This is a genomic window from Dermacoccus sp. MPR-E5, assembly GCF_058809565.1.
The window spans coordinates 79389-91543 of sequence record NZ_JBXASS010000004.1; the positions used below are offsets into that span (position 1 = coordinate 79389).

General features: G+C 70.1%; 11 protein-coding genes. All 11 read left to right on the forward strand.

Translation table 11 applies throughout. The annotated features are described in order from the left end of the window. Positions 1-72 precede the first annotated feature (72 nt). The 11 genes from AC1RS9_RS04005 to nicT all read left to right on the forward strand — a co-directional run bounded on the left by AC1RS9_RS04005 (position 73) and on the right by nicT (position 12153). The gene (locus AC1RS9_RS04005) at positions 73-1080 is read left to right on the forward strand and encodes an ABC transporter substrate-binding protein (protein WP_231729591.1); all 1008 of its coding nucleotides are present in this window, start codon (positions 73-75) and stop codon (positions 1078-1080) included. Position 1081: 1 nt separating this feature from the next. Beyond that, positions 1082-1903: an ABC transporter ATP-binding protein gene (locus AC1RS9_RS04010; RefSeq protein WP_006944904.1), complete on the forward strand. Its 822-nt coding sequence runs from the start codon at positions 1082-1084 to the stop codon at positions 1901-1903. Continuing rightward, positions 1890-2825 carry an ABC transporter permease gene (locus AC1RS9_RS04015; protein WP_083607188.1) on the forward strand — a complete coding sequence of 312 codons (936 nt, stop codon included), beginning with the start codon at positions 1890-1892 and terminating at the stop codon, positions 2823-2825. The genes AC1RS9_RS04010 and AC1RS9_RS04015 overlap by 14 nt, the downstream gene beginning before the upstream one ends. A 170-nt stretch (positions 2826-2995) precedes the next feature. Further along, on the forward strand, positions 2996-3547 hold the full coding sequence (rimP, locus tag AC1RS9_RS04020) for a ribosome maturation factor RimP (RefSeq protein ID WP_062257565.1): 552 nt from the start codon (positions 2996-2998) through the stop codon (positions 3545-3547). After that, entirely contained in the window at positions 3547-4566 is a 1020-nt protein-coding gene (nusA, locus tag AC1RS9_RS04025) for a transcription termination factor NusA (protein ID WP_006944857.1), read from the forward strand. The genes rimP and nusA overlap by 1 nt, the downstream gene beginning before the upstream one ends. Positions 4567-4695: 129 nt before the next feature. Continuing rightward, positions 4696-5061 (forward strand): YlxR family protein, encoded by a 366-nt coding sequence (locus AC1RS9_RS04030; RefSeq protein ID WP_050786491.1) that lies wholly within the window; start codon positions 4696-4698, stop codon positions 5059-5061. A 100-nt stretch (positions 5062-5161) separates the two neighbouring features. Beyond that, positions 5162-8101, forward strand: a complete 2940-nt coding sequence (gene infB / locus AC1RS9_RS04035) for a translation initiation factor IF-2 (RefSeq protein ID WP_062257567.1) — start codon at positions 5162-5164, stop codon at positions 8099-8101. 197 nt (positions 8102-8298) lie between these two features. Continuing rightward, positions 8299-9411 carry a TRM11 family SAM-dependent methyltransferase gene (locus tag AC1RS9_RS04040; RefSeq protein ID WP_286697191.1) on the forward strand — a complete coding sequence of 371 codons (1113 nt, stop codon included), beginning with the start codon at positions 8299-8301 and terminating at the stop codon, positions 9409-9411. A 116-nt stretch (positions 9412-9527) separates the two neighbouring features. Then, a complete protein-coding gene (gene rbfA, locus AC1RS9_RS04045) occupies positions 9528-9965 on the forward strand; it encodes a 30S ribosome-binding factor RbfA (protein ID WP_006943469.1) in 438 nt (145 codons plus the stop codon). Further along, complete coding sequence (truB, locus tag AC1RS9_RS04050) at positions 9962-10921, forward strand: tRNA pseudouridine(55) synthase TruB (RefSeq protein WP_241724703.1); 960 nt, start codon at positions 9962-9964, stop codon at positions 10919-10921. The genes rbfA and truB overlap by 4 nt, the downstream gene beginning before the upstream one ends. A gap of 131 nt (positions 10922-11052) precedes the next feature. Further along, complete coding sequence (nicT, locus tag AC1RS9_RS04055) at positions 11053-12153, forward strand: Nickel transporter NicT (protein ID WP_006943463.1); 1101 nt, start codon at positions 11053-11055, stop codon at positions 12151-12153. Positions 12154-12155: the final 2 nt, after the last annotated feature.

Consider the following 12155-nt stretch of genomic DNA (forward strand, 5'->3'; position numbering starts at 1 on the left):
CACCGATCCCGGGCCCGATCACCCCAGATCGGGCGCCGGACGCTCCTCGGCGCCGGCCTCGCCACCCCCTTCATGACACCGGCCCTGTCGGGGTGCGGGGCGGCTGAGGCGAGCCCGCATCGCCTGCGATTGGGGCACTTCTCGAACCTGACCCACGGCGTGGCCCTCGCAGGCATGGCCCGCGGAACGTTCGCGCGCCACCTGGGCGGCACGGCCATCGAGCGGCAGGTCTTCGACAACGGGCCCGCCGCCGTCCAGGCCATGCTCGCCGGCGCGATCGACGTCGCCTACCTCGGCCCGAACCCGGCGATCACGGCGTGGGTGCGGACGAAGGGCGCCGGAGTGCGCCTCCTCGCCGGAGCAGCGGAGAACGGCGCTGCGCTCGTTGCTCGTCCCGGAGTGAAGAAGATCGACGATCTGCGTGGGTGCAGCGTCTCCACGCCGCAGATCGGCGGCACCCAGGACGTAGCCCTCAAGACACTGCTCGCCGAGCACCACCTGACGACGGGGCCGGGAGCGGACGAGGTGGAGACCGTGTGGATGGCCAACTCACAGACTCTCGATCAGTTCCGCCAGGGGCGCCTCGACGCCAGCTACCAGGCCGAGCCATGGGTCTCTCGCCTCGTCGTCGAAGCCGGCGCGCACGTGCTCGTCGACGAGCGCACCCAGTGGCCCGACCACCGATTCGTGACGACGTGCCTGCTCGTCACCCAGGAGTACCTCGAACGCGCGCCTGCTCAGGTGGAGCAGCTCCTGGCGGCCCACGTCGAGACCGTGGAATGGATCAACAGCCATCGGGGCGCCGCGAGTGTGCTGCTCAACGCCGAGATCGGCAAGCTCAGCGGCAAGAAGTTGAAGCGATCGGTCGCCGAGCGGGCCATGGACAACGTGCAGTTCTCCTGGGATCCGTTGATGGCAAACATCGCGCAGGTCGCCGAACACACGTGGCGAACGGGCGGCATCGACGTCCGTCCCGACCTGCGCGGGTTGGCGGACCTCGACCCGCTCCGGCAGGTCCTTGCTGCACGCGCCCTGCCTGCGATCACCGACGCCGGTCTCGGCGTGCACAGAAAGGGCTGACATGACGTTCGACACCACCACGGCAGGCGAGCGACACCCGATCGCCCCGCCGAGCGACGCACGCTCGACGGCACAGCCGGCCGCCGTCGACATCCGCGGTCTGCACAAGGTCTTCGGCCAGGGCGACGACGCCGTCGAGGCGATCGGCGGGCTCGACCTGAGGGTCGAACAGGGGGAGTTCGTCAGCGTTCTCGGCGCCTCCGGCTGCGGCAAGTCGACCCTGCTGTCGATCATCGCCGGGCTCGAACCCGCCAGCGCGGGCGACGTGCACGTCGACGGCCCTCAACCGGCGCTGATGTTTCAGGATTCCGCGCTCTTCCCGTGGCTGAGCGTCGGCGAGAACGTCGAGGCTCCCCTGCGATTCAGGGGCGTGCCCTCCGCCGAACGCCGCCAGCGGGCGCAGGAGCTGCTCGCGACGGTGCGGCTCGACGGCGCAGTGGATCGACGACCCCACGAACTGTCCGGAGGCCAACGCCAACGCGTCGCCCTCGCGCGCGCACTCGCCCAGAACGCGCGCCTGCTGCTCATGGACGAACCATTCGCCGCCCTCGACGCCATGACGCGCGACCTGCTCCACGGGGAACTTAGCGACGTGTGGCATCGCGACGGCATGGCCGTCATCTTCGTCACCCACAACGTGCGTGAAGCAGTGCGTCTCGGCCAACGTGTCGTCCTGCTCTCTTCGCGCCCGGGACGCGTCAGCCAGACGTGGGACGTCGACCTGCCACAGCCGCGTGCCATCGAGGACGCAGGCGTCGGTGAGCTGTCCCGCGAGATCACCTCGCGCCTGCGAGAGGAGATCAGTCGTCATGCCCACGCCTGAGTTCGACATGCGCGAGGAGGATCCGTTCGAGGCCAGTGCCCGACGGCACCGCTCGCCCGGCCCCACGAGATCGATGATCAGTGACGACGACGTCACCTCCGGACTAGACGCGCTCGAACAGGCTCAGGCGCAGCGCCGACGCCGCGTCGACCCGCTGTCCGTGCTAGCGCCGCTGGGTGCGCTCGCGATCGTGGTCCTCGCCTGGCAGGTTCTCGTGTGGGCACACGTCAAACCGGCCTGGGTGCTCCCTCCGGTCACCGACATCGCTCGGGCCCTGTGGACCTCCCTCACCTCGGGGGAGGCGCTCGACGCGATCTGGGTCAGCCTGCGACGCGGCGCGGTGGGCTTCGCGCTCTCTCTCGTGCTCGGCACGACACTCGGGCTCGTCGTCGGCCGCGCGAGACTGGCGCGGCGCGCCTTCCGACCGCTGCTCGCAGCGATGCAGTCCCTGCCGTCGGTCGCGTGGGTGCCCTTCGCCGTCATGATGTTCTACCTCAGCGACACGACGATGTACGCCGTGATCCTGCTGTCCGCAGTGCCCTCGATCGCCATGGGATTGATCGGCGGGTTGGATCAGGTCCCGCCTCTGTTCGAACGAGCCGGCCGGGCCCTCGGAGCGAGTCGCACGCAACTCGTGCGTCACGTCCTCCTGCCGGCGGCCATGCCGACCTATCTCGGCGGCATCAAGCAGGGCTGGGCGTTCGCCTGGCGTTCCCTCATGGCCGCCGAGCTCATCGTGCAGTCGCCCAAGCTCGGATTCGGTCTCGGTTCGATGCTCAACCAGGGGCAGGCGAACTCGGACATGCCAGCCGTGATGGCCGCGATCGTTCTCGTGCTCGTCGTCGGGTTGGCCGTGGAGGTGCTGCTCTTCGCCCCGATCGAGCGGCGCATGCTGCACCGTCGGGGCCTCGCGCCGTCGTAGGGCTGACCTGCGGCGAGCCGGGACGCTCCGGTCTCGGGCGACGACGGCTCCTCGCGCGTCACGATAGACTCAGGGGCGATGCGCAGGCACGACGCCTGCGCATTCGTCACCTCACGGCTCGTGCCGCGGGCGACGGGTGCACGGCACGGCGACAACTCCAGGAGGCGCGAGTGAGCAACTCGGAACAGACGATCATCGACACGATTCTGCCGAAGCTCGAACCACTGGGTCTCCTCGTCGAGGACGTCACCGTCGTGCCTGCCGGCAAGCGCCGCCTCGTGCGCGTGCTCGTCGACCGCGACGTCGCCCTCGAGACGGCGGTCGAGGAATCGATCGAGCCCGTCACGCTCGACGAGGTCACGGACGCCACGCGCGTCATCGACGCAGAACTCGAGGCGAGCGACGTCATGGGCGAACAGCCCTACGTCCTCGAGGTCAGCTCACCCGGCACCGACCGTCCGCTGACGCTGCCGCGCCACTTCGCGCGCAACGTCGGCCGCCTCGTCACCGTCACCCTCGACGACGAGTCGAAGGTCGCCGGTCGCATCACCCGCGCCGACGCCCAGACGGTGCAGGTGACGCCCGAGCAGGGCGGCAAGAAGGCGGGGGCGGCCGTTGACGCCGAGCCCGCCCGACTCAATTACACATCGATCACCGGCGCCAAGGTGCAGGTGGAATTCACGCGCGGCGACGACGCCGACGCCGTGGGAGAGGACGTCTGATGGACATCGACATGGCTGCACTGCGCGCCCTGGAGCGGGAGCGCGAGATTCCGATGGACGTCATCGTCCCCGCCATCGAGCAGGCGCTGCTGCTCGCGTACCAGAAGGAGGAGGGCTCCTACCGCCGGGCGCGCGTCGAGCTCGACCGCCGCACGGGTCATGTCGTCGTGTGGGCGCGCGAGGACGGCGAGAAGCAGGAGGACGGCACCTGGAGCGAGCCCGGCCCCGAGTTCGACGACACCCCCAAGAACTTCGGGCGCGTCGCCGCGGGTACGGCCCGTCAGGTCATCATGCAGCGCATGCGTGACGTCGAGGACGAGGCCATCCTCGGTGACTTCATCGGCAAGGAAGGCGACATCGTCTCCGGCACGATCCAGCAGAGCCTCGACTCGCGGTTCGTCAAGGTCGACTTCGGCACCGTGGAGGGCATCCTGCCGACTGCGGAGCAGGTGCCAGGGGAGACCTACCGTCACGGCGAGCGTCTGCGCTGCTACGTCGTGTCCGTGCGCCGCGGCCCGAAGGGCCCGCAGATCTCGCTGTCGCGCACCCACCCCAACCTCGTGCGCAAGCTGTTCGCGATGGAGGTGCCCGAGATCGCCGACGGTAGCGTCGAGATCGCCGCGCTCGCGCGCGAGGCGGGTCACCGCACCAAGATCGCGGTGCACGCCACGAAGCCCGGCATCAACGCCAAGGGCGCCTGTATCGGCCCGATGGGTCAGCGCGTGCGCGCCGTCATGAGCGAGCTGCAGGGCGAGAAGATCGACATCGTCGACTACTCGCGCCAGCCCGATGAGTTCATCGCCGCGGCGCTGTCGCCCTCGCGCGTCGAGTCGGTCGAGGTCGTCGACCCGAAGGCCCGAGCCGCCCGCGTCGTCGTGCCCGACTTCCAGCTCAGCCTCGCCATCGGCAAGGAGGGCCAGAACGCCCGTCTCGCGGCGAAGCTGACGGGGTGGCGCATCGACATCCGGCCCGACACCGCGCTCGCCGACGGCGGGCGTGACGACGAGTCGGCCCGTTGAGCGCGCGCCCTCAGACGTCTCGCGCGCACCCCGGCCATCGAGCGTGGCCGGGGTGCGCGCATTTCGTCGCGGAGCTGTGCGGGGGTAGGGTAGGTCTTGAACGGTGACAGATGTGAAGGTGGGGTGCGTGTGAACGTGCCGATCCCGAACGTCGAGCTCTCCCGGCCCGCAGAACCGCAGCGAACCTGCATCGGGTGCCGGGGCAAGGGCGGCCGTTCCGTTTTGCTGCGCATCGCAGTGAGCGAGGACGGCGCCACCCTGGTGCTCGACTCGCGCAAGGCGATGCCCGGTCGAGGAGCCTGGCTCCACGCCGACACGACGTGCCTCGAACAGGCCACCAAGCGTCGGGCATGGGCACGAGCACTTCGTCTGCACACCGCGGTCCACACCGCGACGCTGCAGGAACACGTGGCGGCCGAGATCGCCCGCCTGCCGTCGCCCGACGGCGAACACACCATGACCGAAAGCGGGTTTGACGCGATGAGCAACCGATGAGTTCTCACCGATGAACACCTACCCCTCGGCGGTCGGCTGATCCTCCGGGCAAGCAATTGCTCGAAGCCTTGGCCGCCCGTCACCATCTGACAGGAGAAACGTGGCCAAGGTTCGAGTCCACGAGCTCGCCAAGGAGCTCGGAGTCGAGAGCAAGGAACTGCTCGCGCACCTCAAGGCGCAGGGCGAGTTCGTGAAGTCCGCCAGTTCGACGATCGAAGCGCCCGTCGTGCGCAAGATCAAGGAGAACCCCCCGAAGCCGACGAAGGCCGGTGGCGACGCCGCCGACGTGCCGTCGAGCTCCCCGAAGCCGGCCGGCGGTTCGTCCGCCAAGCCCGGCGCCCCCAAGCCGGGCCCGAAGGCGCCTGCTCCCAAGGCTGCCCCGGCCGATGCCGCACCCGCGGCGCCGTCGAAGCCGGCCGAGAGCGCCACCCCGAAGCCTGCGGCCAAGACCGAGTCGGACGCTGCCCCGGCAGCACCCGCCGCGGCGACGCCGTCCGCGCCCAAGCCCGCTGCGGCCGCACCGTCGGCACCGAAGCCCGCTGCTGCGCGCCCCGGCCCCAAGCCCGGGCCAGCCGCGAAGCCGGCGAGCACGTCGGGTCCGTCGCGTGGCGAGCGTTCGGAGCGCCCCGAGCGTTCCGGCAACCGTCCCGGCCCGCGCCCCGGCGCACCGCGTCCGGGCAACAACCCGTTCAGCTCCAACCAGGGCATGGGCCGTGGTGGCGAGCGTCGTGGCGGCGAGCGCACCGAGCGCCGTGACGGCGGTGAGCGTCGCGAGAGCGGCGCACGCCCCGGCAACAATCCGTTCGCGCCGAGCCAGGGCATGCCGCGTCCCGGCGGCAACCGTGGCCCCGCAGGCTCCGGTGGCCCCCGTCCCGCGGGTGCGGCAGGTCCGCGTCCCGGCGGTTCCGCCGGTGCCGGTGGCCCCCGTCCCGGTGGTCCGCGCCCCAACCCGGGCATGATGCCGTCGCAGGCGGCCGTGCCGCGTCCCGGTGAGCGTCCCGCCCGTGGTGGCGGTGGCGGTCGTCCCGGTGCGGGTGGTCGTCCCGGCGGCGGCGGTTTCGCCGGTCGTCCCGGTGGCGGCGGTCGTGGCCCCGGTGGCCGCGGCGGCACCCAGGGTGCGTTCGGTCGCGGTGGCAGCAAGGTGCGCGGCCGCAAGAGCAAGCGCGCGAAGCGTCAAGAGTTCGAGCAGATGCAGGCGCCGTCGATCGGTGGCGTGAGCGTTCCTCGCGGCAACGGTTCGACGATCATCCAGGTGCGTCGCGGTGCGTCGCTGACGGACTTCGCCGACAAGATCGACGCGAACCCCGCATCGCTCGTCACCGTGCTGTTCCACCTCGGTGAGATGGCGACGGCGACGCAGTCGCTGGACGAGGACACGTTCCAGCTGCTCGGCGCCGAGCTCGGCTACGACATCCGTGTCGTCTCCCCGGAGGAGGAGGAGCGCGAGCTCTTCGGCCAGTTCAACATCGACCTCGACGCCGAGGCCGAGGGCGAGAGCGACGACGTGCTCGAGCAGCGTCCGCCGGTCGTCACCGTCATGGGTCACGTCGACCACGGAAAGACGCGCCTGCTCGACGCGATCCGCAACGCGGACGTGGCGCAGGGCGAGGCCGGCGGCATCACCCAGCACATCGGTGCCTACCAGGTCCACAAGGAGCACGAGGGCGTCGACCGTCCGATCACGTTCATCGACACCCCGGGTCACGAGGCGTTCACCGCCATGCGTGCCCGCGGTGCGAAGGTCACCGACATCGCGATCCTCGTGGTCGCCGCCGATGACGGCGTGATGCCGCAGACGATCGAGGCGCTCAACCACGCCCAGGCGGCGAACGTGCCGATCGTCGTCGCGGTCAACAAGATCGACGTCGACGGCGCGAACCCGGCGAAGGTGCGTCAGCAGCTCACCGAGTACAACCTCATCGCCGAGGAGTACGGCGGCGACACGATGTTCGTCGACGTCTCGGCCCGCCAGGGTCAGAACATCGACTCGCTGCTCGAGGCCGTGCTGCTCACCGCCGACGCGGCGCTCGACCTGCGTGCGAACCCGAACAAGGACGCCCGTGGTGTCGCGATCGAGGCCAACCTCGACCGTGGTCGCGGTGCCGTCGCGACGGTTCTCGTGCAGTCCGGTACGTTGCGCGTCGGTGACGCCATCGTCACGGGTCAGGCCTACGGACGCGTTCGCGCCATGCTCGACGAGCACGGCCAGAACGTCGCCGAAGCGGGCCCGAGCCGCCCGGTGCTCGTCACCGGTCTTGCCTCGGTGCCGCGCGCCGGTGACACGTTCATCGTCGCTCCGGACGACCGCACGGCCCGTCAGATCGCCGAGAAGCGTGAAGCGGCCGACCGTCAGGCCTCGCTGGCCAAGGCGCGCAAGCGCATCAGCCTCGAGGACCTCAACGAGCACCTCGCGGCGGGCAAGGTCGAGACCCTCAACCTCATCCTCAAGGGTGACGTGTCGGGTTCGGTCGAAGCCCTCGAGGACGCGTTGCTGCAGATCGACGTGGGCGACGACGTCGACCTGCGGATCATCGACCGTGGTGTCGGCGCGATCACGATGAACAACATCAACCTCGCCGTCGCCTCAGACGCCATCATCGTCGGCTTCAACGTTCGCGCCGAGGGCCAGAACGCGGAGTACGCCGAGAAGGAAGGCGTCGAGATCCGTTACTACTCGGTCATCTACCAGGCGATCGAGGAGATCGAGCTCGCCCTCAAGGGCATGCTCAAGCCGGAGTACGAGGAGCGCGAGACGGGCTCCGCCGAGATCCGCGAGATCTTCCGCTCGTCCAAGTTCGGCAACATCGCCGGATCGATGGTCAGGAGCGGCGAGATCAAGCGTGGCGCCAAGGCGCGCATCACGCGCGACGGTGTCGTCATCGTCGAAGGCCTCGAGATCGCCGGTCTGCGACGCTTCAAGGACGACGTCACCGAGGTCCGCGAGGGCTTCGAGTGCGGTATCAACCTCGGTTCGCACAACGACGTCCAGACGGGCGACCTCATCACCACGTACGAGATGGTGGAGATCCCCCGAGCCTGACGCCTCGCCGTGTCCGAGGCGATGACCTCATCGCCTCGGACACATGGTCGGATGCGACCCCGCTCGAACCCCGCACACCGGGGTTCGGGCGGGGTCGCCGTCGTGTATGGCGTGAGTCAGCCGTGGCACCGGGCCACGGCGCTGCGCGGCGCCATGCGGCATCGGCCGTGCGCGGCAGATCGGGCAGAATGGGGCCCGTGACTCTTGACGCTCCCGTGCTGAACCCCGATGTCTCGACCCCGCCCGACGTGGCGCCGGACGGGCGCCTGCTGCTGCTCGCGCCGTCGTCGAACCGCGTGTACGCGGGGGACGCGGCGCGCCTCAACGCTGCGGAGATCACGCTGCTCGCGGGTGCGCTCGGCATCGAGGCGAGCGTCGAGCCCGTCACCGTGGCAGGGGTCGACTACCTCGCCGTCGCCGGTGACGACGACCGGCTCGACCGCGTCGTCTCCGAGGCCAGCGGCGCGTTCGCGCTCTTCGGCGCGCGCGACGGGCTGCTGCGCCCGACCCCGCTGGAGCGACGCAGGCTCTACACCGATGACGTCGTCACGATCCAGAAGTACCAGGGCAAGACGAACGAGCAGTTCACGCACCTGCTGCTCAACGTCACCGCGGCGCTGAGCAAGCGTCCCGCACAGCTGCTCGACGGCACGCTGCACGTCCTCGACCCCATGTGCGGGCGCGGCACGACGCTCAACACGTGTCTGCTGCGCGGCCTCGACGTCACCGGCGTCGAGGTCGACAAGGGCGACTTCGAGCAGTACCAGGCGTTCATCACGACGTGGCTGCGCACGCACCGCCTCAAGCACGAGATCGACGCGACACAGATCCGTCGCAGCGGCCGCACGTACGGCCGCGCCCTCGAGCTAGAGACGGCTCCCAGCAAGGAGGACTGGAAGGCGGGGCGCACCCAGCAGGTGACGTACCTGTCGATGGACACCACCAAGCTGCCGGACGTCATGCGCCGCGCGAGCGTCGACGTCGTCGTCACCGACCTGCCCTACGGCGTGCAGCACGGCAGCCACGGTAGCAATGGCGAGCGGCTCGCCCGTTCACCGTTGCGCCTGCTCGATCGCGCGCTGCCCGGCTGGCACGACGCGCTGCGCACCGGCGGCACGATCGGCCTCGCGTACAACCGTCACGTCGCCGGGCCCGAGGCGATGGCAGAAGCGCTCGAGGCTCACGGCTTCACCGTCGTGCACGGCCACGGCGTGGACGGCCCGACGCAGGGGCACGTCGCCGCGGACGCCTTCCGTCACCGCGTCGACGCCTCGATCGATCGCGACATCGTCGTCGCGCGCAAGGGCTGAGCGGTACATACGGGACACCCTGATCGGTAACGGCCGCGCCCGGCTGCGTCGTCGAGCCGCCGCCTGCGCCCATCGCCTAGGGTTGGGGCAGTTCACTTCAGCATCAGGAGGCATCCATGGCCGACCAGGCCCGCGCCCGCAAGGTCGCCGACCGCATCAAGTCCCTCGTCGCCGAGTACGTCGAGTTCCGTCTCAAGGACGAGCGCGTCGGCTTCCTCACGATCACCGACGTGCGCGTCACCGGCGACCTGCAGAACGCGTCCGTGTTCTACACCGTCTTCGGCAGCGACGAGGAGCGCGCCGCGACGGCCGAAGCGCTCGCCGACAACAAGGGCCGCATCCGCAGCCACGTCGGCAAGGGCCTCGGCATCCGTCTCACGCCGACGCTCGAGTTCATCGCCGACGCGATCCCCGAGGGCGCCGCACACCTCGAGGACGTGCTCGCCCAGACGCGCGCCCGCGACGAGGAACTGGCCCGTAACCGCTCTACCGCCGCCTACGCGGGCGAGGCGGACCCGTACAAGAAGCCGGCCGAACCCGCCGACGAGGCGTGAGCGAGTCCGCTGCCGAGCAGCGCCCTCGCCGCGAGGCGCGTCCGCAGACGCCCGACGGGCTCGTCCTCGTCGACAAGCCCGCCGGATGGACCTCGCACGACGTCGTCGGCCGCATGCGGCGCCTCGCGAACACGCGCCGCGTCGGCCACGCCGGCACACTCGACCCGATGGCGACGGGCGTGCTCGTGCTCGGCGTCAACAAGGCGACGAAGCTGCTGACGTTCCTCGTCGGGTGCGACAAGGAGTACACCGCGACGATTCGCCTCGGCCAGACGACGATCACCGACGACGCGGAGGGCGGCGTCACGGCCTCGACGCCGTTGACGCGCGCGGAGCTGAGCGACGAGGCCCTCGCGGCGGCCGTCGCCTCGCTCAGCGGCGACATCGAGCAGGTGCCGAGCAGCGTCAGCGCGATCAAGGTCGACGGTAAGCGCTCCTACGCCCGCGTGCGTGGGGGAGAGGACGTCGCCCTCGCCGCGCGTTCCGTCACCGTCAGCCGCTTCGAGGTGCTCGACGTGCGTGAGGCGAGCACGGACGACGGCATGCCCGTGGTCGACCTCGACGTCGTCGTCGAGGTGACCTCCGGTACCTACGTGCGCGCCCTCGCGCGCGATCTCGGCGCCGCGCTCGGCGTCGGCGGGCACCTCACAGCGCTGCGGCGCACCCGCGTCGGCGCGTTCACCCTCGAGGATGCGGCGACGCTGGAGACGATCGCCGAGCAGGCCGGGGACGGCGGCGTCCCGCGCGTCATCCCGATGGCGCAGGCCGCGGCGGATTCCTTCGTCGTCCACGATCTCGATGTCGAGGAAGAACGCGCCCTCGGGTACGGCCAGCGGATCGCCTCGGCGCACCGCGGGGAGGAGACGGTCGCGGCGATCGCGCCCGACGGGCGTCTCGCCGCGATCCTCGACGAGCGAGCCGCCACCGCGAAGTCGCGCGTCACCTTCCCGGCCTGAGCCTGCAGGCAGCACGCGCCGCGGTCACCACCCGCGGCGCCCGCGACGCACGCCACGCTCACCCAGGTGCGAAGCTGTCGCACCGGGCGGTAAGGTGACGCTGCAACGCACGACGAGACGAAGGATGGGCGATGAGCCGTCTGACCGGCTGGTGGCACGGGTTCAACGCCCACGAGAAGCGCTCGATCCTCGGCATGGCGGGTTTCGTCGCGCTGCTGCACGTCGTGGGGTGGGGGGTGCTCGCGTTCGTCGTCGAACCGCAGAACCTGCAGATCACCTCGGACGGGCACAAGCAGCTGTTCGGCATCGGCCTCGGCCTCACCGCCTATACCCTCGGCATGCGTCACGCCTTCGACGCCGACCACATCGCGGCCATCGACAACACGACGCGCAAGCTGCTCACCGACCGTCGCGAGAACAAGCCCGTGTCGGTCGGTTTCTGGTTCTCCCTCGGCCACTCGAGCGTCGTGTTCACGATGTGTCTGCTGCTCGCGCTCGGGATCAAGGCCATCGCCGGGCCGGTGAAGGACGACGACTCGACGCTGCACCAGTGGCTCGGCGTCTTCGGCCCGACGGTCTCCGGCGTCTTCCTGTGGGTCATCGGCATCCTCAACCTCATGAGTCTCATCGGCATCGTGCGCGTCTGGCGCGGGGCGCGTGAAGGCCGCCTCGACGAGCAAGCGCTCGAGGGGCATCTCGATGGCCGCGGATTCTTCGCCCGCATCCTGCGGGGCGCGACGAAGTCGATCACGAAGCCGGTGCAGATGTACCCGACAGGGTTCCTGTTCGGCCTCGGCTTCGACACGGCCACCGAGATCTCGCTGCTCGTCCTCGCGAGCGGGGCGGCGGCCTTCGCGCTGCCGTGGTACGCGATCCTCACCCTGCCGATCATCTTCGCCGCCGGCATGAGCCTGCTCGACTCGATCGACGGCATCTTCATGTCCCGCGCCTACGAATGGGCCTTCGCCAAACCGCTGCGACGGCTCTACTACAACGCGACCGTGACGGGCCTGTCGGTGTTCGTCGCCCTCGTCATCGGCACGATCGAACTGGCCGGCGTCGTGAGCGACAAGTGGAACATCACGAGCGGCCCGGTCGCCTGGCTGGGTTCGATCCCGCTCGACTCGGTCGGGTACGTCATCGTCGCGCTCTTCGTGCTGACGTGGGCCGGCGCGCTCGCCGTGTGGCGTCTCGCCCGCATGGACGAGCGCGAGCTGTCCACGGGCGGATAAGG